Raw genomic sequence first — 23509 nt, forward strand, 5'->3', positions numbered from 1 at the left:
GAAAAGTTTTTCTTTGTTATTAAGCCCGTAACTTTCTGTTGCGGGCTTTTTTGTTTCTCTGCGCAGTTTATTTCCATCTGGTTAATGGGCCTAACCGATTAATCGCACACCAATTTACCTGCTGAATTCGACTTGCAGTTTAATTTAGCTTCTGCATAAAATGCCGCGATTATAATAATTATTATCGTTTACATTCGTTATCAAATAATTCATCAGAGAAACCACCTATGTCGACCAAGCGTCTTTCATCTTCTGCGGCCAAGCAGGGCCGCATTCACGTCAGTGGGGTGGCGATGACTATCGCTGCCGCACTTGGCACGCTGGCAACGCCGGCATTCTCCGCCGACGTCAAGGAAGACACGATTACCGTGGTGGGTAGCAGCCAATCACAGCAGGAAAGCGCCTGGGGGCCGGTCGGCACCTATGTGGCCAAGCACAGCGCCACCGGTACCAAAACAGATACGCCTTTGGTAAAAACGCCGCAGTCGGTGTCCGTGGTTACTCGCGAAGAAATGGATATGCGCCAGTCGGAGACGGTGAAAAGTGCGCTGGCTTATACACCGGGCGTGATGGTGGGTAACCGTGGGGCCTCTACCGCTTACGATGCCGTGAACATTCGCGGATTCAGTTCGGTCGGTACCAATATGTACCTCGACGGCCTGAAGCTGCAGGACGACAACTACTCCATTTACCAGATTGACCCTTACTTCCTGGAGCGCGCCGAAGTGCTGCGCGGTCCTTCTTCGGTGCTCTATGGCAAGAGCAACCCGGGGGGAGTTGTCGCCCTGGTCAGCAAACGTCCCACGACCGAAAGCCTGCGTGAAGTTCAGTTCAAAATGGGCACCGACAATCTATTCCAGACTGGCTTCGACTTTGGCGGCGCTCTGGATGATGACGGTGTTTATTCTTACCGTTTGACCGGCCTGGCGCGTGATGAAGACCAGCAGCAGGTGGGCGAAAAGAGCAAGCGTTACGCTATCGCACCCTCTTTCAGTTGGCGGCCGGATGATCGTACCTCCCTGACTTTCCTCAGCAGTTTCCAGGATGACCCAAGCGTGGGCTTCTATGGCTGGCTACCGAAAGAGGGCACGGTGCAAAATGGCATCAACGGCAAGCTACCGACCAGTTTTAACGACGGTGAGCCGGGCTATAACAACATCTCGCGCAAGCAACAGATGGTCGGTTATGCCTTCGAGCATGGTTTTGACGACGTGTGGACGGTGCGCCAAAACCTGCGTTACTCCAAGATGGATGTCGATTACCGCTCGATCTATGGTCAGGGCATCAGTCCGACGAATCCCGCTGAGTTAACGCGTGGGGTGATGAACTCGAAAGAGCATTTGTCGAGCTTTGCGGTGGACACCCAGGCCCAGGCAAAATTTGCCACCGGGCTGGTTGATCACACCTTGCTGATGGGCGTGGACTACATGCGCATGCGTAATGACGTGGTTTATCAGTATGGCACTGCTTCCCCGCTGAATGTGGTGGCACCGGAGTACGGCAATCAAAGCTATACCATTACCGGCGGCGCCAGCCAGGTTAATCGTCAGGAGCAAACCGGGCTTTACGTACAGGATCAGGCCGAGTGGAATCAATGGGTGCTGACCATGGGGGGACGCTATGACTGGAGCGATACCAACAGCACCAATCGCTTGACCGAGAACTCGGTATCCCGGCAGAAGGACAATGAATTCACCGGCCGGGCTGGCTTGAATTATGTCTTTGAAAACGGTATTGCGCCTTATGTCAGCTACAGTGAGTCCTTTGAGCCAACGTCAGGCACGGATGTCAGCGGCAACACCTTCGCTGCCTCTAAAGGGAAGCAGTATGAAGCCGGCGTGAAGTATGCACCGAAGGATCGCCCTATTACTGCCAGCATGGCGATCTACCAGTTGACCAAAACCAACAACAAGGTGGCGGACCCGAATAATAAATTCGCCAGCATCCAGGGGGGCGAGATCCGTTCCCGTGGTGTTGAATTTGAAGCCAAAGCTGCGCTGTCGGCCAACCTTAACCTGCTGGGCTCTTATACCTACACGGATGCCGAGTACTCCAAGGACACCACACAGCAGGGCAATACCCCGGCCGCCATTCCAAAACACATGGCCTCACTGTGGGCGGATTACACCTTCCATGAAACCGCCATCAGCGGTTTGACTCTGGGGTCTGGCGTTCGCTATGTCGGCTCCAGCTATGGGGATGAGGCCAATACCTTTAAAGTGAAGGATTACACGGTGGTTGATGCCGCGATAAAATATGATCTGGCGCGTTTCAATCTGCCGGGCTCCTCGATTGGCATCAATGTGAACAACCTGTTTGATAAAGAATACGTCTCCAGCTGCTTTGCCACCTATGGCTGCTATTGGGGCGCAGAACGTCAGGTGGTCGCCACCGCAACCTTCCGCTTCTAATCGGATAACCGGGGCGGCGTCATGTCGCCCCGGACAAAGTAGGACCTATGCCGGATAAACATCTCAATCACGACGCCACCTTTACCCTGAATAACGCCAGCTTTGCCGTTCCCGGCCGTGTCCTGCTGCAGCCCTTGTCGCTGACCTTTCCTGTCGGCAAAGTTTGTGGGCTGATCGGCCATAACGGCTCCGGCAAATCCACGCTGCTAAAGATCCTTGGCCGTCATCAAAGCCCTACCAGCGGCAGTGTATTGCTCAACCAGCAACCGCTGAGCCAGTGGGACAGCAAAGCCTTTGCGCGTCAGGTTGCCTATCTGCCGCAGCAACTGCCGGCCGCAGAAGGCATGACGGTGCGTGAACTGGTGGCGATTGGCCGCTACCCGTGGCACGGTGCGCTGGGCCGTTTTGGCGTTAACGATCGCCAGCAGGTGGAAGAGGCGATTGCGCTGGTGGGCCTGAAGCCCTTCGCCAACCGCCTGGTGGACAGTTTGTCCGGTGGTGAACGTCAACGCGCCTGGCTGGCGATGATGGTGGCGCAGGACAGCCGCTGTCTGCTGTTGGACGAACCCACTTCGGCGCTGGATATCGCCCATCAGGTTGAGGTGCTGGCGTTGATCCAGCAACTTAGCCATCAACGCGGCCTGACGGTGATTGCCGTGCTGCACGACATCAATATGGCGGCGCGCTACTGCGATCATCTGGTGGCGTTGCGCGGCGGTGAGATGATTTCACAGGGCACGCCACTGGATCTGATGCAGGGCGAAGTACTGGAACAAATTTACGGTATTCCTATGGGAACGCTGCCACATCCAAGCGGCGGTGCGCCGGTGAGTTTTGTCTACTGATGTCTGACTCCTCTGATCTTCATCATGATGCCGTACGCCGTCGCCTGTTAGCGGCCATGGCACTTTCGCCCTTGCTGTTTTCCCTGCCGGGACAAGCCGCCGCAACGCCTCCGGACCTTTCGCGCATCGTGGCGTTGGAATGGTTGCCGATTGAGCTGCTGCTGGCGCTGGGAGTTACGCCGTTAGCGGTTGCTGATACCCATAATTACAACCTGTGGGTGGAAGAGCCGAAACTGCCTGCTTCAGTGATTGATGTCGGCCAGCGTACCGAACCTAACCTTGAGCTGTTGCAACAGCTTCAGCCCTCGCTGATGCTGCTGTCGAAGGGTTATGGCCCGACGCCGCAAAAGCTGGCACCGATTGCTCCCAGCATGAGTTTTAGCTTCAACGACGGCAGTGGCAAGCCGCTGACGGTCGCCAGGCAGTCACTGCAGGCATTGGCGCAGCGGCTGGGGCTGGAAACCCGAGCGGTACAACATCTGGCGCAGTTTGATCGCTTTATTCAGGATGCGCGTCAGCGTCTGCATTCCTATACCCGGCAACCGCTACTGATGTTTTCGCTGATGGATACCCGCCATGCGCTGATCATTGGTCAGAACAGCCTGTTCCAGGAAGTGATGGATCAGCTTGGAATAAAAAATGCCTGGGAAGGGGAAACCAACTTCTGGGGCACGGCGGTAGTCGGCATAGAGCGTCTGACGGCGGTGAAAAGCGCACGGGCGATTTATCTCGACCACGGTAATCAAGAGATGTTGAAAAAAGTCAGCTCCACCCCGCTATGGCAGGCATTGCCGTTCGTCCGGCAGGATCAATTGCGCCAGGTACCGGCGGTGTGGTTCTACGGGGCGACGCTGTCTTCGATGCGATTTTGTCATCTGCTGGAGCAGGCGCAGGAGAGTTATTCATGAGCGCGCGCATCCGTGCATTCCCGCTGACTCTGGTACTGCTGCTGTTGACGGCGGCGGGTGGCCTGACGAGCTACAACCTGCTGCAACAGCTGCCGTGGGCAGGGTGGGGGCAGGCGTTGACTACGCCGAATATCGACGATGTACGCCAAATGCTGTTCCATTACAGCCTGTTGCCAAGGCTGTCGGTCTCCCTGTTGGCCGGAGCCGGGTTAGGGCTGGTCGGCGTGCTGTTCCAGCAGGTCTTGCGCAATCCGCTGGCGGAACCGGCGACGCTCGGGGTTTCTGCCGGGGCACAGCTTGGGCTGACGATCGCCACGTTGTGGATGCTGCCGGGCGGTGAGCTGACCCGCCAGTTGGCCGCCATGGTGGGGGCGGTGGTGGTCGGCGGGCTGGTGTTCGGCGTGGCCTGGGGCAAACGTATGTCGCCGGTGACGCTGATCCTGGCCGGATTGGTGCTGGGGCTATACTGCGGTGCGGTCAACAGCCTGCTGGCGTTGTTCAATTACGATCAACTGCAGGGCGTGTTCCTGTGGAGTACCGGCGCACTGAATCAGCAAGACTGGAGCACGGTGCAGTTTATCCTGCCGCGCCTGCTGGTGGCCGGGGTGTTGGCGGTGTTGCTGCTTCGCCCACTGACGCTGCTGGGGTTGGATGACGGCGTAGCACGTAATTTGGGGCTGGGCCTGTCGATGGCGCGTTTCTGCGCATTGGCGCTGGCGATTATCTTCAGTGCCATGCTGGTGAATGCCGTTGGCGTAATTGGTTTTATCGGCCTGTTTGCCCCCCTGATGGCGAAAATGCTGGGCGCACGCCGATTGGCGCACCGCATGATGTTAGCCCCGTTGCTGGGGGCGCTGCTGTTGTGGTTAACCGATCAGGTGATGATCTGGCTGACGCAGGTATGGCGCGAAGTCCCGACCGGTGCGGCCACCGCGCTGTTTGGTGCACCGCTGCTGCTATGGCTGTTGCCGCGGCTGCGCAGTGCCTCTACGCCACCGCCGATGAATTTGGGCGATAGGGTGCCGGCTGAACGTGGTCATCTGTTGGTGTGGGTGGCGTTGGCGGGTGCCGTGTTATTCGCTGGTCTGACTGTGGCGCTGATGTTGGGGCAAAACGCTGTCGGTTGGCACTGGAGTCATGGTGCCGAGCTGGAGTCGCTGATGCCGTGGCGCTGGCCACGGGTGTTGTCGGCGCTGGCTGCGGGGATGATGCTGGCGGTGGCAGGCACCTTAATCCAGAAGCTGACCGGTAACCCGATGGCCAGCCCGGAAGTACTGGGTATCAGCTCCGGGGCCGCCTTCGGTGTGGTGATGATGCTGTTGATAGTCCCGGGCGATGCTTTTGTCTGGCTACTGCCGGCCGGGAGCCTGGGGGCTGCCGGTACCCTGCTGGTGATTATGGTTGCCGCCGGGCGCGGGGGGTTCTCTACCGAGCGCATGCTGTTGGCTGGTATTGCGCTCAGCACGGCGTTTACCACCACCATTTTCTTGTTGTTAGCCAGTGGCGACCCGCGCACCGGTGGGCTGCTGACCTGGATTTCCGGCTCTACCTATGCAGTGACGCCGGAGCAGGCGGTGCGAACGGCGATCATTGCGTTAGCGCTAATTGTGCTGGCTCCGCTGTGTCGCCGTTGGCTCAGTATCCTGCCGCTCGGCAGTGCCACTGCCCGTTCGGTGGGCATCGCCCTGACGCCGGTGCGCTTGAGCATTCTGTTGCTGGCCGCCACGCTGACCGCCATGGCAACGCTGACCGTGGGGCCGCTGAGCTTTATTGGTCTGATGGCACCGCACATGGCGCGTATGTTGGGCTTCCGCCGCGCGTTACCGCAGATGGTGATAGCCGCGCTGTTGGGCGGGTTGCTGATGGTGTTTGCCGACTGGTGTGGACGAATGGTGATGTTCCCGTACCAAATCCCCGCAGGGCTGCTGGCGACCTTTATCGGCGCGCCGTATTTCGTTTACCTGCTGCGTAAGCAAACCTCGTAAACGACCTGGCGACTCCGGTTTTTGCTCTCAAAGGCTCAGCATTGCTGGGCCTTATTTTTTTGTATTTACAGACTGTTGCAGCGCTTTGCGCAACGCTGCGCAGAAACGGAATTTAGTGCGGAAAGGGACGCCGAAACCAAGGTAGGGGTGAATATACTGCGTGCGGGTGCTCTGGATCTTTCGTCCTGAGCATACGCAAGGGATAGAAAGAGAAAAGCCCCGTGTCGATATACATCAACCCGAGGCCAACTCTAACGCCACACAACGTTAGGTTAGCTTCTTACCTGCCGAGAGGCAAGGAAAAGGAGGTCAAAAATGCAGCAGGGACGGATCGTTCCAAGGCTGATGATTATCTGCATGACGCTTATTGCGCTTATGTGGATCACCCGCGGTTCGCTGTGCGACACGGAAGTTGCAGCCATTCTGGCTTACGGATCCAAAGGGTAAGGCAACCCAACGGCGGGGGCGTTGCTCCCGCCTGTTGGTTGTTTGTGCGTTGATCCATGAGCACCCATCCGATAAAAACAAAACGGCAGGCCTCGGCTTGCCGTTTTCACTTTGGCAATCAATATTGTCGAGAGGCAAGGAAAGGTGCATCCATACACTCAGATTACCTTGGTGTACGTAGTACATCTCATAGTGTATTGTGTACCTCAACATGGAGAGGGCACCAGTGAGTCATGCGCTAGTATTTATTGAGACCCCGATGTTCACGCGGCAGGTAAAGCAAATAGCCACGGACGATGAGCTAAAAGAACTCCAGAAAGAACTCATCGAATCGCCAGGCAAAGGCGATCTGATTCAGAAAACCGGAGGCCTGCGAAAAATCAGGATGGCAACAGGCTCGCAGGGGAAAAGCGGCAGTGCCAGAATGATTTACTTTCTGGCGACCGAAGAGGTTATCTATTTGGTGATGGCCTACCCGAAAAGCATTAAAGACAGTCTGACTGATACGGAAAAGTCACAGCTGAAGAAATTGACGAAATTACTGAAAGATGAGGTATGACATGAGCTTTTTTGACGATATGAAAACGTCTCTTGAAGAAGCTGTCGCCATTAAGAAAGGGGTTAAGACGGCTGCCAATGTCACTCGTTATGATATCGCAGATGTGAAAGCGATCAGGGCGCAGCTTAATGTTTCTCAGAGTGAAATGGCCAAGGCACTGGGTACCAGCGTTGATACCATCAAAAGCTGGGAAACCAAAAGACGTAACCCAACAGGTCTGGCGGCAAAGGTGTTGGCAGCCATCCAGGCTAACCCTGAATTCTTCCGTGAGCTTGCCGCACACTAGTGGGTCTCTGCACGGATTGTTTCTGAAAGTGCCAGACAGGATTTACAACGTTTAAACATCCAATAAAAACAAAAACGGCGAGCACCTGGCTCGCCGTTTTCACATTCGATACGCAGGCTTATTTCAGGCCGGCAGCATCGCGCAGCAGAGCTGCCTTATCGGTCGCTTCCCAAGGGAAGTGCTCACGGCCGAAGTGGCCGTAGGCGGCAGTTTCGCGGTAGATCGGTTGCAGCAGATCCATCATTTGGATCAGGCCGTATGGGCGCAGATCGAAGAACTCGCGCACCAGCAGCGTCAGCTGTTCGGTAGGGATTTTTTCGGTACCGAAGGTTTCCACCATGATCGAGGTTGGCTCTGCCACGCCGATAGCGTAGGAAACCTGGATCTCACAGCGGTCAGCCAGGCCGGCAGCAACGATGTTTTTCGCTACATAGCGCGCTGCGTAGGCTGCTGAACGGTCAACCTTGGACGGATCCTTACCGGAGAATGCACCGCCGCCGTGACGAGCCATGCCGCCGTAGGTATCAACGATGATTTTACGCCCGGTCAGACCGCAGTCGCCCATTGGGCCACCGATAACAAAACGGCCGGTTGGGTTGATGTGGTATTTGGTGCTGGCGCTCAGCCATTCGGTAGGCAGAACCGGCTTGATGATCTCTTCCATCACCGCTTCTTGCAGGTCTTTCAGCGAGATATCTTCTGAGTGCTGAGTGGACAGTACCACTGCGTCGATGCCGACGATTTTGCCGTCGTCATACTGGAAGGTAACCTGGCTTTTCGCATCCGGACGCAACCACGGCAGAGTGCCGTTCTTACGCACTTCGGCCTGGCGCTGTACCAGACGGTGGGCGTAGGTCACCGGTGCAGGCATCAGCACTTCGGTTTCGTTGGTGGCATAGCCAAACATCAGGCCCTGGTCGCCGGCACCCTGTTCCAGCGGATCGGTACGGTCAACACCCTGATTGATATCCGGGGATTGCTTACCGATGGCGCTCAGTACGGCACAAGAGTTGGCGTCAAAACCCATATCCGAGTGCACATAACCGATTTCGCGCACGGTTTTACGGGTGATCTCTTCGATATCTACCCAGGCGCTGGTGGTGATTTCACCGCCGACCAGTACCATGCCGGTTTTCACGTAGGTTTCACAAGCTACGCGTGCTTTAGGATCCTGTTCCAGGATGGCGTCGAGAACGGCATCGGAGATCTGGTCGGCGATTTTGTCAGGATGTCCTTCGGAGACGGACTCGGACGTGAAAAGGTGTTTAGCCATTGTATTCTGTACCTTGCATAAGACGGGTTAGAAATTACTGCACAGCGCTGGAGATCCGGCATCAAAGCGAAGGGTCTTCCGCTGATGGCGCGAGATGCATCCTGCAACGCCCCTCAGGCAAAGCCGTTAAGCAGTTTCTCTGTTAATCAGTATAGATGGATTAACATCTGGACGTCTATTTTAGGTCAGGCCTTAGCCGGATTGCCAGTATTTTTTTGCCATTTCGCTCTTTTGCGCAAAGCCGCTGACGCCATTTTCATCGCTTGAAACAGTTCCCGGCAAATTTTCATTTTGCATTTTCCCCGTGTTATCGGTATAAACTGCGCGCGCGGCTCATTTGGTGCACAGTGTGGGGCAAGAAGTTGTAAATTTCTGTGACTCCCCCGTGAGAGGCCGAATACCCAGCCGCAGACGCCGATCTTTGGCGTCGCCGCTTCATAGAACGGTCATGTTCTTACACTATTAATAGAGGCTCGGTCGTTCATTGAGGACGGCGTGCGTGGAGGTGGTTGGATTAATGATCCGTTGTCTACCGGTTGTTGGTTCTCAACAGCAGTGCCATTCTGGCGCACATTCTTCTGCTATCTCCTGTCCTGTCTCTACACCACCTTTCAGGTGTGATAAACACCTGGGCGCTACTCAGGATCCTCGGGCCGGTTAACGGTCGTCTGAAGAACTGAACAAGGGTAGCCTGCAGCCTTCCTGTGGGATGTTTCTTGACCCGATTCACGAGGTTTGAACAGGGTGTCTTACAATTATATGAGTAATAAACCGATCGCTGACCGCGAACGGCAGTTTTATTCGCTGCCGCAAGGGCGGTTTGTTGGGTTGTTCTCGCGGGTTGTAGCTGCGATAGTGGCTGACTGTATCGTCAGTACGGGATGTGAGGCGAGTAATGTCTGATGATCTTTTGATTCACCGTCCGTCAGCAACGGGCGAATCTAAATCTTTGCGCTCCATGCAGGAGGTTGCCATGAATGATCGTGATGCCAGCAAGATGCTGCGCACTTATAACGTCGCCTACTGGGGCAACAATTATTATGACGTCAATGAACTGGGCCACATCAGCGTGTGCCCGGATCCGGACGTCCCGCAGGCACGTGTCGATCTGGCTGATTTGGTGAAGCAACGCCAAAAAGACGGTCTGCGTTTACCGGCACTGTTCTGCTTCCCGCAGATCCTGCAGCATCGCCTGCGTTCGATCAATGCCGCGTTCAAACGCGCGCGTGAGTCGTTCGGCTACGAAGGCGGCTATTTCCTGGTTTACCCAATCAAAGTAAACCAGCATCGTCGCGTGATCGAATCGCTGGTCAACTCCGGGGAACCGCTGGGGCTGGAAGCCGGCTCCAAAGCCGAACTGATGGCGGTACTGGCGCATGCCGGTATGACCCGCTCGGTGATCGTGTGTAACGGCTATAAAGACCGTGAATACATCCGCCTGGCGTTGATCGGCGAAAAGCTGGGGCACAAGGTGTACCTGGTGATCGAGAAGATGTCCGAGATCAACATGGTGCTGGAAGAGGCCGAACGTCTGAACGTGGTCCCGCGCCTCGGTGTGCGTGCGCGTCTGGCGTCACAAGGTTCCGGTAAATGGCAGTCGAGCGGCGGCGAAAAGTCCAAGTTCGGTCTGGCAGCCATTCAGGTGCTGAAGCTGGTGGAAACCCTGCGTGAAGCGGGGCGTCTCGACAGCCTGCAACTGCTGCACTTCCACCTTGGCTCGCAACTGGCCAACATTCGCGATATCGCCACCGGCGTGCGCGAATCTGCACGTTTCTACGTTGAACTGCACAAGCTGGGCGTTAACATCCAGTGCTTCGACGTGGGCGGCGGTCTGGGCGTGGATTATGAAGGCACCCGTTCGCAGTCCGACTGTTCGGTGAACTATGGCCTGAATGAATACGCCAACAACGTGATTTGGGGTATCGGCGACGCTTGTAATGAGCACGGTCTGCCGCACCCGACGGTGATCACCGAATCCGGCCGTGCGGTTACCGCACACCATACGGTGCTGGTGTCCAACGTGATCGGCGTTGAGCGCAACGAATTCAGTGAACCATTACCTCCGGCAGAAGACGCGCCGCGCGCGTTGGAAAGCATGTGGGAAACCTGGCAGGAATTGAACGAGCCGGAGAACCGCCGTTCACTGCGCGAATGGTTGCACGACAGCCAGATGGACCTGCACGATGTTCACACCCAGTACGCTCACGGCATGCTGGATCTGACTAAGCGCGCCTGGGCCGAGCAGCTGTACCTGAACATCTGCAACAAGATCCAACAGCAGCTGGATCCGAGCAACCGTGCACACCGTCCGATCATTGACGAACTGCAAGAGCGTATGGCGGACAAGTTCTACGTCAACTTCTCGCTGTTCCAGTCGATGCCGGATGCCTGGGGTATTGATCAACTGTTCCCTGTATTGCCGCTGGAAGGGCTGGATAAGCCGCCGGAAGGCCGCGCGGTGCTGCTGGACATTACCTGTGACTCCGATGGCACTATCGATCACTATATCGACGGTGACGGCGTAGCGACCACCATGCCAATGCCGCCGTACGATCCGGAAAACCCGCCGGCGCTGGGCTTCTTTATGGTAGGTGCCTATCAGGAAATCCTGGGCAACATGCACAACCTGTTCGGTGATACCGCCTCGGTTGACGTGTTTGTCTTCCCTGACGGCACGGTAGAAAGCGAAGTGTCCGATGAAGGCGATACCGTTGCCGACATGCTGGAGTACGTGCAGCTCGATCCTACCGCGCTGCTGGCCAAATTCCGCGATCAGGTGAAAGAAACCGATCTGGACAGCGAGCTGCAGGCGCAGTTCCTGGAAGAGTTTGAGGCCGGTTTATACGGTTATACTTATTTAGAAGATGAATAAGTAGAGCCGAACTGAAAGGCCGGGCATCTCCCTGATATCCGGCCTTTTTTAATGGTTCTCCCCCGCAATGCCCTTCGATATTTTTTTCCCCCATATCAGATATCACAAATTTGTTAACTCTCCGTGAGGATTTGGACAGGGTTTTCTCTGTAGGTTGTCACTATTGGTTTGATCGGTTTTGGGGGGCAATGATGATCAACAGACGGCGGTTTATTCTATAACCTAGTCGTCACTTTTTAATTTTAACACATGCTTTTTCCACCATGTGCTGGTGAGAAATAAGTACGCTAAAGCAATCAGCAGAGCGTAGCTTATTGCTTTGAGAACGATAGGGCCGGTAATGGTTATTCCTTTGAAGAGGTAAGCAATAAAATAGCAGATAAAAAATAGTGCAAAAATTTTGAGGGTTTTTTCATGCACATATCCACATCAAGGCCGGGAAGTGCCCGGCCTTATCGAAATTACCAACGACACTGACCATTAACACTGTTACGACTAGAATTTCCACCTAATGGGTCATTTCTATTGTTATTATCTCCACAGTTACGAGAGTATGAACGAATACCTTCGATAGCAGCACCACGAATAGAGCCATATGCGAAACCTGAAATAGCACCAGCTGCAATCCCTGTTGGCCCACCAGGCAATCCTCTTAGTCCTCCTACTATTGCACCTGCATATCCCCCTGCCAAAGCTCCTCTTTTGGCATTGCTGGTAACCTGCGAAGCACATCCTCGGCCCTCATAGCCAGAATCTGCATTTCCACCAGAAATAGTGAGTATTTCCTTTGTTGTTAGTTCTCTCATAACGCTTATTTATTTTCAAAACGTTGATAAAGATAATCCACTGTGATCATAGATACAGGGACATAGATGAGAATGATTTCTAAGGTAATATCATTCAGTGAGTCAATTTGAGAACAAAGATAGCCTAGAGGAATACTTAATAGGAACGTCATAACCTCTAGTGTTATATAAAGTTTTTTATTTTTAATTGTCTGTTTGTGACGTGTTGGCATGATATTAAACATCTGGTTTATTTTTCTCTATTTTATCTTTATATGTTAGATCTAGCTGTTATGCGTGCTATTAACTTGTGTTGTTTAAATGAGTTTTGAATGTGATTTTCTTTCCGTGCTTAATGTCTTCGCACTATGAGTTTGTTTCATTAATAGTATGCCGGAAATTAACTTATATATTTTCACCTTCAGATAAAGGGGTCGAAATCACAAAGCTAATCATCGGGAGCTTAATGGATGTCAGCTCCAAAGCTCGTGAAGGCGGCCACGTTCACATGCCTGAAGGATGCAGGGTCTATACTGGGTAACGACGAGCAGTCGGGATGATGATGCGCGCTCTTGAAGCGCGAACCAAATACGGCGATAATCTGCCGTATCAGCAGTACTAAACAGATTTCGAATGGATCCCTTTCTCGTCGGGCTAACGACGCGGGAGGGATTTTTTTTTGCCAGCGCCTGTGTGATTTTTCAACAGGCGAAATGTTGACATATGAGGGTTTACTATGAGTACCTTAGGCCACCAGCCCGATAATTCTTTAGTGTCCAATGCCTTTGGTTTCCTGCGCTTTCCGCTGAACTTTATGCCTTACGACAGCGATGCAGAGTGGGTCATCACCGGCATTCCATTTGATATGGCAACCTCCGGCCGTGCCGGTGGCCGTCATGGCCCCGCGGCGATCCGTCAGGTTTCCACCAACCTGGCCTGGGAAGGCAACCGCTGGCCGTGGAACTTTGACCTGCGCGATCGTCTGAACGTGGTCGACTGCGGTGACATTGTGTTCAACTTTGGCGACGCTCAGAGCATGAGCGACAACCTGCAGGCTCACGCGGAAAAACTGCTGGCGGCCGGCAAGCGCATGCTCTCATTCGGCGGTGACCACTTTGTTACCTTGCCACTGTTGCGCGCGCACGCCAAACATTTCGGCAAACTGGCGCTGGTGCATTTCGATGCCCATACCGACACCTACGCCAACGGCAGCCAATACGACCACGGCACCATGTTCTTCCATGCGCCGAACGAAGGCCTGATCGATCCAACACACTCGGTGCAGATCGGCATTCGTACCGAATACGATCACGACAACGGCTTTACCGTATTGGATGCTGCGCAGGTTAACGATCGCAGCGCGGACGACCTGTTGGCCCAGATCAAACAGATCGTCGGCGATATGCCGGTGTATCTGACCTTTGATATCGACTGCCTGGATCCGGCATTCGCACCGGGCACCGGCACACCGGTGATCGGCGGCCTGACCTCCGATCGTGCACTGAAACTGGTACGCGGCATGCAGTCACTGAACATCGTCGGTATGGACGTGGTGGAAGTGGCACCGGCCTACGATCAGTCCGAGATCACCGCGCTGGCCGCGGCGACCCTGGGCCTGGAAATGCTGTATCTGCAGGCTGCCAAAAAGCAATCTTAAACAGTAACAGCTTAAACTCTGGCCTTTCAGAGGCCAGAGTCCATGGAGAAAGCATGCTGACCAAACCTTCCACACGTCTTAACAAATATATAAGCGAGAGCGGTATCTGTTCGCGCCGTGATGCCGATCGTTACATCGAACAAGGCAATGTTTTTATCAATGGCAAGCGCGTGACGCTTGGCGATCAGGTGTTTCCGGGAGACGTCGTCAAGGTCAACGGTCAGCTGATTGAACCGCGTAATGAAGACAATCTGATCTTTATCGCGTTGAACAAGCCAGTCGGTATCGTCAGCACCACGGAAGAAGGCGAGAAAGACAACATTGTCGATTTCGTTAACCACAGTACCCGTATCTTCCCGATCGGTCGGTTGGATAAAGACTCACAGGGCCTGATCTTCCTCACCAACCACGGCGATCTGGTGAACAAAATCCTGCGGGCGGGTAACGACCACGAGAAAGAGTATTTGGTCACGGTCAATAAGCCGGTGACCGATGACTTCATTCGTGGCCTCGGAGCCGGTGTGCCGATGCTGGGTACGGTGACCAAAAAGTGCAAGGTGAAGAAAGAAGCGCCCTTTGTGTTTCGCATCGTGCTGGTTCAGGGGCTTAACCGCCAGATCCGCCGCATGTGTGAGCATTTCGGCTATGAGGTGACCAAGCTGGAGCGTACCCGCATTATGAATGTGGGCATGGCCGGGTTGCCGCCGGGAGAATGGCGCGATTTAACCGACGATGAGCTGGTCGAGCTGTTCAAATCGATCGAAGGCTCTTCCTCGGAAGCCAAGCCGGCGAAGAAAGCCAAACCGGCGGTGAAAAAGCCCGCCACTGCGCCGAAAAGCGCCGAAAAGCCAGCCGGAGGTGCTCCTGCGCGTAAGCGCTTCGCTCAGCCTGGCCGTAAAAAGAAAGGGCGTTAAGCCGCAGTAACATGAATATGAGTCGGGGCGCGTTAGCTGCCCCGACCCTTTTACGCCCGCCTTGCCTCACGCGTCATCAGCATCCGGCTGAACAGCACGCAGCCCGCCAACAGTGTCACTACCTGCGACACAATCAGCACCGCAAACCCCGAAGACACCTTGCCCTGGCTGGCCATCACCATGCCCATAATCATTGGCACAAACGCCGAGAACATATTGCCGATGCCGTTAATCAGCCCATAGGCGCTGCCGACGGCCTGCGGCTGCGCATAATGCTGCAACAGCGTCGGGATCGCGGCTCCCTGGGCGCCCCAACAGGCATTGGCTGCCAGCAGGAAAAAGGCAATCCAGCCGAGCTGATGGCTGTGCATCACGCCATAGATGCACAGTGCCGTGGCCGCACCGCCAAAGGCGAAAATCAGCGGTGCCTGATAAGGGCGAATGCGATCGAGCAGCACGCCGCCAAGGTATTTTGAGCCGATACTGACAATAAACGGCAGCGAGGCCATCCAGCCCATCTGTTTGATGGAAAAACCTTTCTCGTCGGTCAGGTAGGTCGGCAGCCAGGAGCTGGATCCCCACAGGTAGCTGAGGGTGGCGATCTCGATCAGCATGATCCAGCCGAGCATCGGGGTGCGCCAGGCGAGAGTAAAAGTATCCCAGACGCGTTGCAGGATCGGTCTTGGGTCAACGGCGCGCGGCGGCAATGCGGCGGGATGGATAAACAGCCGTACCAACGCCAGCCCCAGCAACAGGTTGATCAGCGCCAGCAGATAGAAAGAAACCGCCCAGCCGAAGTGCACCATCAGGAAGCTCACCAGCGGAAAGCCAATCACCAGCCCCAGCGAGACGCCCAGAGTGCTGACCGCATTGGGCTTGCCGCGCTCATCGGCAGCGAAGTGATCGCCGATATACATGGTTTTCAGCGAGAACAACGGGCCCTCACTGACACCCAACAATGCGCGCACCGCAAATAACAGCAGGAGCGACCCTGCCAGCGGCGAGGCGGCGGTGAGCAACGCCCACAGCACAATGCTCAACGTCAGCGCGCGGCGATACCCCATCAGGGTTTCCAGAAACGGCGTTAGCAGCATGGCGGAAAGCCCGTAACCGAGCAAAAACACCGTCATCAGCATGCCCTGATGTGCGCGACTGTCGCCGAGCTGAAAGTGCTGCAGAAAGTCGGGGTTGACCAGCATCACGGCGATATTGACCCGATCGGCATAGGCGATGACGATCAGAAACAGCAGGGCCACGACCCCGAACCAGCGTTGACGTTGTTGCACTATGGGCTCCATGTGCCCTCCTTTAGCGTGCGAAGAAAGAATTCAGGCAGCAGAAAACTAACCCGCTGATTTCACAGAACTGAAAAGCGGGATTGAGCGGGCTGAATGTAAATTTATTGTTATTTAAAAGGGTGTTTTAATCAGTGAGAGGGAACTTGTACTCTCATTAAGCGAGCCAGATCAACGTGTTTTTACCCATGATTTCGTGATGCAACGCACAAGTTTCATAGGCTTTTCATCTCGGTGCATTTTTTCGTGATCCTTCCCGCATTTGTCATGTTTAAACAACTTTCCATTAACAATTGCCGCTTTGCTCTCTTGACGAAAGTTTCGCCATACTTATAGTGGCTGTATTAAATAAGAAACTGAGTTTCATATATGAAACAATCAGATAGAGGACAGAAGCAATGAGCTGGAAGAAAGTGTGTGAAGTGTCTCAGGTGAAAGAAGATTTTCCTTTCTCCGCCAACGTGGAAGGGAAAGAAGTCGGGGTGTATCTGATCGACGGCAACTATTACGCGCTGGAAGATGTCTGCCCACATGCCTATGCCTTGCTCAGCCAGGGGTTTGTTGATGACGGTAAGGTCGAGTGTCCGTTGCACGAAGCATTGTTCGACGTACGTACCGGCCAGTGCCTGCGTGAGCCAGGCGGCCGCGATCTGCAAACCTATGCCACCCGGGTGATCGACAATCAAATCCAAATCACCTTTATTGCGGAGGAGTAATCATGCAGCACATCACCGATTTCAATCCCTGGCTGCCGGACACCCAACAGGTGATCCCGGCGCGCGAAGGCGGCAACGGTCAGATCCATCAACCCGGTCAATTTCAAAATGTGATCTGGCAGAACCGTGCCCGGGTACCGGACGGTTTTGAGACCGCGCTGGTGACGGCGTTGGAAGAGATCTTCGATCAGGGCGCGGAAGAGCTGGAGCAGATCGTCAGTGCGCTAAATCAGCGCCGCCTGTTTGATCGCAACGGCCAACCGTGGAATGAGACGGCGTTCCGCGAGTACCTTCACGTTAACGGTTTCTGATCCACACCCGGGAGAAGACAATGACAGCAAACACAACATCCTCCGCACAGGCCTTACAGGATTATCTCGATCAGGGGCTGCGTGGCATGTGGTATCCGGTGCTGGCCAGTTGGGAAATTGGCAATAACCCGGTCGGCATTACGCGTCTTGAGCAGCAGATCGTGGTGTGGCGTGATGGCGAAGGCGCGATCCACGCGCTGGAAGATCGCTGCCCGCACCGCGGGGCACGGCTTTCCATGGGCTGGAACCTGGGCGATCGCATCGCCTGCTGGTATCACGGCGTGGAAGTGGGCGGTGACGGTACGGTTAAAGACGTACCGGCGGTTGATCGTTGCCCGCTGGTGGGGCAGAAATGCCTGCGTTCCTATCCGGCCAAAGAGGCCTACGGCGCGGTGTTTCTCTATTTCGGCGTGACCGCAGATGAAGAACCGGCCGAGCTGACCTTCCCACCGGAGCTGGCGGACGAAACGTCCTACAGCAACTTCCTGTGCACCGCCAGTTGGGACTGCAATTATCAGTACGCGTTGGAAAACGTAATGGACCCGATGCACGGCACCTACCTGCATTCTTCTTCGCACTCAATGGCGGAAGGGGATCGCAAGGCAGACATGGCGCTGGAGCCGACCGACAGCGGTTTCATCTTTAAGAAGAATGGCCAGATCGGCGTTAACTTTGACTGGGTAGAATTTGGCAGCAGCGGCGCCTACTGGATGCGTCTGTCGATCCCGTACAAAAAACGTTTCGGGCCGGGCGGCCACTTCTGGATCATCGGCATGGTGGTACCGGAAGACAAGGATCACTGCCGGGTGTTCTTCTGGCGTATCCGCCAGGTAAAAGACTGGCAGCGCGACATGTGGCGCTTTATGTACCGCAATCGTCTGGAGTCGCTGCACTGGGATGTTCTGGAGCAGGATCGCATCGTGCTGGAAAACATGGCACCGAACGCACGTGGCCGTGAATATTTGTATCAGCATGACGTCGGGCTATCCCGCCTGCGCCGCATGATGCAAAAAGAAGCACAGAAACAGCTGGCACAGCTCAGTGAACAGGAGGCGGCACAGTGAATGGCCTGCTGACAGGGAAACGGATTGTGGTGACCGGCGCGGCGCGTGGGCTGGGGCGTAGTTTCGCCGCCGCCATTGCTGCTGCCGGTGCCAGCGTGGTGATGTGCGATATTCTGGCGGATGAACTGGCGGACGGCGCCGCCAGCCTGCGTGAGCAGGGGGCACAGGTTGAAAGCCAGGTGATCGATCTGGCCGATCCGGCCTCGATCAGCGCTGCGTTTAACGCCATCGCCGCAGGCGGAGCGATCGACGGGTTGGTGAATAACGCGGCCTTGGCCACCGGCGTGGGCGGCAAAACCATGATGGAATACGATATCGATCTGTGGGATCGAGTAATGCAGGTCAACGTGCGGGGCACCTGGCTGGTGAGCCAAGCGGCGGTACCGCTGCTGGCACAAAACCCACATGCCAAGATCGTTAACGTAGCTTCGGATACCGCGCTGTGGGGCGCACCGCGCTTAATGGCCTATGTGGCCAGCAAAGGGGCGATTATCTCGATGACCCGTTCGATGGCGCGGGAACTGGGCCCGCAGGGGATCTGCGTGAACGCTATTGCTCCGGGCCTGACGAGGGTGGAGGCCACCGAATATGTGCCCGCCGAGCGTCATCAGCTGTACGAGCAGGGCCGGGCCTTGGCTGGGGCGCAGCATCCTGACGACGTCAACGGCACGGTGCTCTATCTGCTATCACCGTTGGCAAACTTCGTGACCGGTCAACTGTTGCCGGTTAACGGCGGCTTCGTCTTTAACTAATCAATATTCAATTAGCCAGGAGCAGCACATGGCAGACGACCAAGGGTGTAAATATCTGATCCCAGGACTGGATCGCGGATTGCAACTGTTGCTGGCGTTTGGCGAGCAGCACAAGGAAATGACCTTTGCCCAATTGCATCGCCTGGTCGACATGCCAAAAGCTACCGCCTATCGCGTGGTGCAGACGCTGGAGCATCTGGGTTTTCTGGAGCGTAACCCACGCACCAACACCTTCTCGCTGGGCATCAAGGTGCTGCGTCTCGGCTTCGAATATATTGCCTCGCTGGACGTGGCACAGGCGGGTCAGCCGGTAATAGAACAACTGCGCGATCGCAGCCAATGCAGCAGTCATCTGGCGATCCGTGATGGGCGCGATGTGATCTACATCGCCCGCGTCAGCGCCGCCGGTTCGCAAATCAACCAGGTCAGCGTCGGCACCCGCTTGCCGGTACACCAAACTTCGCTCGGTCGCATGTTATTGACCAGCGCCACTCGCGAAGAGTTCGAACTGCTGTATCCGCAGGAACAACTGCCGGGCAGCGGACCGGGCACCCCGGCAGATCGCGAAACGCTGTGGCAGATGGTGCAGCAGGACAAGGCGCGCGGCTATGTGATCGGCGAGTCGTTTTTCCGCCACGGTATCTCTTCCATCGTCTACCCAATCTTCAACCGCGAGCAGCGGGTTGAGGCAGTGATCAGCATTATGGTGCCGTCCGATGAGATCCCGAAAGCGGATCGCGAGCGGTTACGCATGGAGGTGCGGGACGCCGCGGTGAAAATCTCCGGCTTCCTGGGTGCACCGCCGCAGGCTAACGCCGGTTAACTGATTTCCCAGGGGCGCGACAGGTGGCCCCCGCATTAATCGGGACGAATAGAGTCGTCCCTTACCAATGACTCAGGCAGGGATAAGGCCCATGGCAAACAGGGGCCCGGGTTTGTCATGCCTGAAAAACGCATTCAGCGAGAACGTGAGGCACAATTAATGAGCGTAATCGGAATCGAAAAACTGGAATTTGGCGTCGAAGATCTGCCAACCTGCGAAAAGTTTATGCAGGACTTTGGCTTGCTGGCGGCGCAACAGCACTGGGGCGAAACCCAGCGCGAATTCACTACCCTGAGCGGGGCTCGCGTGGTGCTGCATCCATTGCAGAGCGAAGCTTTACCCGCGGCATTTGAGGGCGGCTCGACGTTGCGTCGCATGACCTGGGGCGTTGGCAGCCCGGCCGAATTGGCGGCGTTGCAGCCATTGCTGGCGCAGATGCCGGGTTTCCGCCTGGTCGGGGAAGAACTTGAGTGCCTTGACCCGAACGGCATGACGGTGCGCTTTAGCGTGAGCCAGCAGCGTGAAGTCGATTTACCGGTGTCGCCGATCAACCAGTGGGGCGACGTGCGTCGCATCGATCAACCGAGCCCGGTATATGCGCAGGCGCAGCCGATCAATATCGGCCACGTGGTGTTCTTCGTCGAAGATCTGGCCGCGACCGAGCGCTTCTACTGTGAAGTTCTGGGGTTCCAGGTATCGGACCGCTATATCGACCGTGCGGTATTCCTGCGTACTCAGGCTCGCGGCGGCCATCACAACCTGTTCCTGCTGAAATTACCTAATCGCCCACGGGGCCTGAATCACGTGGCCTTTACCGTACGCGACATCCACGAGGTGATCGGCGGTGGCATCGCCATGAACAAAGAGCACTGGAGCACCTTTATCGGCCCCGGTCGCCACCCAATCTCCTCGGCCTATTTCTGGTACGTCAACAGCCCGACCGGCGGGGCGTTTGAGTACTACACCAACGACGATTATCTGACCGAAAACTGGCAGCCACGCGAGCTGGAGCACTCACTGGTGTCGTTCACCGAGTGGGCAGTGGAAGGCGGTATTGACCACGATACACGTCGCCAGCATAAAAAGCCGGAGGCGTTATGAGCCAGCCACAACCGGCAGGCATCCTGATTATCGGCGGCGGTCAGGCCGGCGGTTGGGCGGCGAAAACGCTGCGTGACCGGGGCTATACCGGCAAGCTGACGGTGGTCAGTGACGAGCCCTATGACTTTTATGAACGTCCACCGCTTTCCAAGGCGGCGTTACTCGACGGCAATGCCCCCCTCAGCCGGCTGTTCAGTGAACAGGTGGTGGCCGAGCTGAACATCGACTGGTGTCGCCCACTGCGTGCCGAAGCCATTGATGCACAGCAACAAATTGTCAGTCTTAGCGATGGCCGACAGTTGCAGTTTGATCAACTGCTGATCGCCACCGGCGGGCGGCCGCGTTTGCCGGATGCCCGCTGGGCCAGTCACCCACGGGTGATGACGCTGCGCTCCTGGGACGATGCGACTCGCCTGCGCCAGGCGCTGCAGGGTTGCCATAAGCTGGCCATCGTCGGTGGCGGCTGGATCGGCCTGGAGATCGCCGCCTCGGCACGGCGCATTGGCGCTGAGGTCACGGTATTCGAACGCCAGCCCGCACTGTGCATGCGCAGCGTCGGCGCGGACGTTTCCCAGGCGTTGTTCGAACTTCATCAGCAGCAGGGCGTGACGGTGCATTGCGGCTGCGGTGACATTCAACTGGAAGATCGTGACGGCAGCGCTTGGATCGGCAGCGACAGCAGCGATCCTCAGTCGTTTGATCTGGTGGTGGTGGGGATCGGCGTGGAGTTGAATCTGGAGCTGGCGCACGGTGCCGGGCTGAAGGTGGACGCCGGTATCGTGGTTGACGGTCAGGGGCGCACCAGCCACCCGGCGATCTTCGCCGCCGGTGACGTTGCGCGCCATCCGACACTGGGCCTTTGCCTGCAATCCTGGGCCTATGCGCAGAATCAGGCGATCAGCACAGCCTGCGCGATGCTGGATGCCTTTGCCTCTCCTTACGATGACGTGGCCTGGCTGTGGTCGGATCAATACGACGCCAATATCCAGATCCTCGGCGTACCGACCGGCGGTGTGCATCACATAGTGCGGCGTACACCGCAGTCACAGGTGTTCTTTACGCTGAATGCCGATCGTCAGTTGGTGCAGATGGTGGCGTTTAACGACGCGCGCACCATCAAGCTGGGCAAACGCTGGCTGGCCAGCGGACGAGTGTTGGAACCGCAGCAGTTGGCGGACGCAGAGTTTTCTTTGATGGCGTTGAAATAACGCCCGTAACCTCGGGAGCGTTTCATGACTACGCAAGAGATTGACGCCCGCGCTGGACGGGTGGGGGACGCCGTTGCCGAAAATCCGCAGCAGCGGGTGCGCTGGTCGGTGCCGATTGCGCTATTTGCCTGCGTGCTGCTGGCGTTTTTCGACAAGATCAGCATCGCGGCACTGTTTTCAGATAGCGAATTCCAGCAGGCGCTGGGCATCAGTTTTGATCCGGCGCGACTGGGCTTGCTGATGAGCGCGTTTTTATTCTCATACGGCATTTCTTCGATGCTGCTCAGCGGCATTGGCGACCGGCTGAACCCGGTAAAAGTCTTGATCGGCATGATGGTGGTGTGGGGCGTGTTGATGGTGCTGATGGGCCTGGCCCGTTCGTATCACACCATGATGACGCTGCGCATTTTACTCGGTATTGCCGAAGGCCCGCTGTTACCGATGGCCTACGCCATTATCCGCCAGGCCTTCCCACAGCGGTTGCAGGCGCGTGCCACCATGCTGTGGCTGCTCGGCACCCCGCTGGGTGCGGCGCTCGGCTTCCCGGTCACGCTGTATATCCTCAACACCTTTGACTGGCAAACCACCTTCTTCTTTATGGCGTTCCTGACGCTGCCGGTGATGCTGCTGGTGCTGTTCGGCATGCGTCATCTGAATGTGTCACGCCCGGCCGCCGCTACCGTTTCAAAACCGGCAATTGCCGAACGCAAACAGCATCGCCTTGAGCTGCTGCGCAACCCGCATTTCTGGATGATTTGCCTGTTTAACATCGCCTTCCTGACCTACCTGTGGGGCATGAACGGCTGGCTGCCCAGCTACCTGATCAAGGGCAAAGGCATTCACCTGGAACACGCCGGGTACCTGTCATCGCTGCCGTTTATCGCCATGCTGCTGGGGGAAGTGCTCGGGGCCTGGCTGTCGGACAAACTGGATCGTCGTGCGCTGGCCTGCTTTATCTCGCTGTGCGGTGCCGGGCTGGGGTTGGCCGCGGTGCTGCATATGCAGGGCACCTACAGCGTGATCGCCGCCATGGCCTTCAGCACCTTTATGTGGGGGGCCGGTGCGCCGAACATTTTTGCCCTGCTGGCGAAGGCCACCAGTAGCAAGGTTAGCGCCACCGCCGGCGGTATTTTTAACGGATTGGGTAATTTTGCCGGTGCGCTGGCGCCGGTGCTGATGGGGGCGCTGATCGCCGCCACCGGCAACATGGATAACGGCTTGCTGTTCCTGGTGGTAATGGCCTTTATCGGCTGCATCATTCTGCTGCCGTTGCTGAAGAAATATTGATATCCCATTG

General features: G+C 56.1%; 23 protein-coding genes. 20 read left to right on the forward strand and 3 right to left on the reverse strand.

Annotation, left to right across the window (positions count from 1 at the left end; translation table 11 throughout):
• Window positions 1–227 precede the first annotated feature (227 nt).
• The 7 genes from fhuA to nadS all read left to right on the forward strand — a co-directional run bounded on the left by fhuA (window position 228) and on the right by nadS (window position 7441).
• Window positions 228–2411 (forward strand): ferrichrome porin FhuA, encoded by a 2184-nt coding sequence (gene fhuA, locus F8R23_RS22950; protein WP_129936156.1) that lies wholly within the window; start codon window positions 228–230, stop codon window positions 2409–2411.
• Between the two features lie 47 nt (window positions 2412–2458).
• Window positions 2459–3256, forward strand: a complete 798-nt coding sequence (fhuC, locus tag F8R23_RS22955; protein WP_129936157.1) for a Fe3+-hydroxamate ABC transporter ATP-binding protein FhuC — start codon at window positions 2459–2461, stop codon at window positions 3254–3256.
• Entirely contained in the window at window positions 3256–4164 is a 909-nt protein-coding gene (fhuD, locus tag F8R23_RS22960) for a Fe(3+)-hydroxamate ABC transporter substrate-binding protein FhuD (protein WP_129936158.1), read from the forward strand. The genes fhuC and fhuD overlap by 1 nt, the downstream gene beginning before the upstream one ends.
• Entirely contained in the window at window positions 4161–6149 is a 1989-nt protein-coding gene (fhuB, locus tag F8R23_RS22965; protein ID WP_129938807.1) for a Fe(3+)-hydroxamate ABC transporter permease FhuB, read from the forward strand. The genes fhuD and fhuB overlap by 4 nt, the downstream gene beginning before the upstream one ends.
• 315 nt (window positions 6150–6464) lie before the next feature.
• Entirely contained in the window at window positions 6465–6596 is a 132-nt protein-coding gene (locus F8R23_RS22970) for a Hok/Gef family protein (RefSeq protein ID WP_151416059.1), read from the forward strand.
• 226 nt (window positions 6597–6822) lie between these two features.
• Window positions 6823–7155, forward strand: a complete 333-nt coding sequence (locus F8R23_RS22975) for a type II toxin-antitoxin system RelE/ParE family toxin (RefSeq protein WP_151416060.1) — start codon at window positions 6823–6825, stop codon at window positions 7153–7155.
• Window position 7156: 1 nt separating this feature from the next.
• On the forward strand, window positions 7157–7441 hold the full coding sequence (gene nadS / locus F8R23_RS22980; RefSeq protein ID WP_099065271.1) for a NadS family protein: 285 nt from the start codon (window positions 7157–7159) through the stop codon (window positions 7439–7441).
• Window positions 7442–7559: 118 nt separating this feature from the next.
• On the opposite strand, the gene metK is transcribed toward nadS, so the two are convergent.
• Window positions 7560–8714: a methionine adenosyltransferase gene (gene metK, locus F8R23_RS22985; protein WP_085119028.1), complete on the reverse strand. Its 1155-nt coding sequence runs from the start codon at window positions 8712–8714 to the stop codon at window positions 7560–7562.
• A gap of 517 nt (window positions 8715–9231) precedes the next feature.
• Here metK and F8R23_RS24460 point away from each other — a divergent pair.
• The 3 genes from F8R23_RS24460 (at window position 9232) to speA (ending at window position 11586) form a co-directional block, all read left to right on the forward strand.
• Window positions 9232–9375 carry a hypothetical protein gene (locus F8R23_RS24460; RefSeq protein WP_472925671.1) on the forward strand — a complete coding sequence of 48 codons (144 nt, stop codon included), beginning with the start codon at window positions 9232–9234 and terminating at the stop codon, window positions 9373–9375.
• Window positions 9376–9473: 98 nt separating this feature from the next.
• Entirely contained in the window at window positions 9474–9617 is a 144-nt protein-coding gene (locus F8R23_RS24445) for a virulence promoting factor (protein ID WP_112347340.1), read from the forward strand.
• Window positions 9610–11586: a biosynthetic arginine decarboxylase gene (gene speA / locus F8R23_RS22995; RefSeq protein ID WP_129938806.1), complete on the forward strand. Its 1977-nt coding sequence runs from the start codon at window positions 9610–9612 to the stop codon at window positions 11584–11586. The genes F8R23_RS24445 and speA overlap by 8 nt, the downstream gene beginning before the upstream one ends.
• Before the next feature lie 461 nt (window positions 11587–12047).
• Here speA and F8R23_RS23000 read toward each other — a convergent pair whose 3' ends face one another.
• Complete coding sequence (locus F8R23_RS23000; RefSeq protein ID WP_151416061.1) at window positions 12048–12392, reverse strand: hypothetical protein; 345 nt, start codon at window positions 12390–12392, stop codon at window positions 12048–12050.
• A 715-nt stretch (window positions 12393–13107) separates the two neighbouring features.
• On the opposite strand from F8R23_RS23000, the gene speB reads away from it, so the two are divergent.
• Window positions 13108–14028 carry an agmatinase gene (gene speB / locus F8R23_RS23010; RefSeq protein ID WP_129936165.1) on the forward strand — a complete coding sequence of 307 codons (921 nt, stop codon included), beginning with the start codon at window positions 13108–13110 and terminating at the stop codon, window positions 14026–14028.
• A 53-nt stretch (window positions 14029–14081) separates the two neighbouring features.
• The gene (gene rluF / locus F8R23_RS23015) at window positions 14082–14942 is read left to right on the forward strand and encodes a 23S rRNA pseudouridine(2604) synthase RluF (RefSeq protein ID WP_129938804.1); all 861 of its coding nucleotides are present in this window, start codon (window positions 14082–14084) and stop codon (window positions 14940–14942) included.
• A 50-nt stretch (window positions 14943–14992) separates the two neighbouring features.
• Here the strand turns inward: rluF and F8R23_RS23020 are convergent, their stop codons facing one another.
• Window positions 14993–16240 (reverse strand): MFS transporter, encoded by a 1248-nt coding sequence (locus tag F8R23_RS23020; protein WP_151416063.1) that lies wholly within the window; start codon window positions 16238–16240, stop codon window positions 14993–14995.
• Window positions 16241–16635: 395 nt separating this feature from the next.
• Here F8R23_RS23020 and F8R23_RS23025 point away from each other — a divergent pair, with 395 nt between their 5' ends.
• From F8R23_RS23025 to F8R23_RS23060, 8 genes are all read left to right on the forward strand, one after another.
• Window positions 16636–16953 carry a non-heme iron oxygenase ferredoxin subunit gene (locus F8R23_RS23025; RefSeq protein WP_012146671.1) on the forward strand — a complete coding sequence of 106 codons (318 nt, stop codon included), beginning with the start codon at window positions 16636–16638 and terminating at the stop codon, window positions 16951–16953.
• 2 nt (window positions 16954–16955) lie between these two features.
• Complete coding sequence (locus F8R23_RS23030; RefSeq protein WP_112347335.1) at window positions 16956–17264, forward strand: recombinase-like helix-turn-helix domain-containing protein; 309 nt, start codon at window positions 16956–16958, stop codon at window positions 17262–17264.
• A 20-nt stretch (window positions 17265–17284) separates the two neighbouring features.
• Window positions 17285–18328: an aromatic ring-hydroxylating oxygenase subunit alpha gene (locus F8R23_RS23035; RefSeq protein WP_112347334.1), complete on the forward strand. Its 1044-nt coding sequence runs from the start codon at window positions 17285–17287 to the stop codon at window positions 18326–18328.
• Window positions 18325–19080 (forward strand): SDR family oxidoreductase, encoded by a 756-nt coding sequence (locus F8R23_RS23040; RefSeq protein WP_151416064.1) that lies wholly within the window; start codon window positions 18325–18327, stop codon window positions 19078–19080. Before F8R23_RS23035 ends, F8R23_RS23040 begins: the two co-directional genes overlap by 4 nt.
• 28 nt (window positions 19081–19108) lie before the next feature.
• On the forward strand, window positions 19109–19903 hold the full coding sequence (locus tag F8R23_RS23045; protein ID WP_012146667.1) for an IclR family transcriptional regulator: 795 nt from the start codon (window positions 19109–19111) through the stop codon (window positions 19901–19903).
• Window positions 19904–20062: 159 nt separating this feature from the next.
• A complete protein-coding gene (locus F8R23_RS23050) occupies window positions 20063–21004 on the forward strand; it encodes a VOC family protein (RefSeq protein ID WP_129936169.1) in 942 nt (313 codons plus the stop codon).
• Entirely contained in the window at window positions 21001–22212 is a 1212-nt protein-coding gene (locus F8R23_RS23055) for an NAD(P)/FAD-dependent oxidoreductase (protein ID WP_129936170.1), read from the forward strand. The genes F8R23_RS23050 and F8R23_RS23055 overlap by 4 nt, the downstream gene beginning before the upstream one ends.
• Window positions 22213–22236: 24 nt before the next feature.
• A complete protein-coding gene (locus F8R23_RS23060) occupies window positions 22237–23499 on the forward strand; it encodes an MFS transporter (protein ID WP_151416065.1) in 1263 nt (420 codons plus the stop codon).
• Window positions 23500–23509: the final 10 nt, after the last annotated feature.

Source organism: Serratia proteamaculans (assembly GCF_008830365.1).
GTDB classification, from domain to species: Bacteria; Pseudomonadota; Gammaproteobacteria; order Enterobacterales; family Enterobacteriaceae; genus Serratia; species Serratia proteamaculans.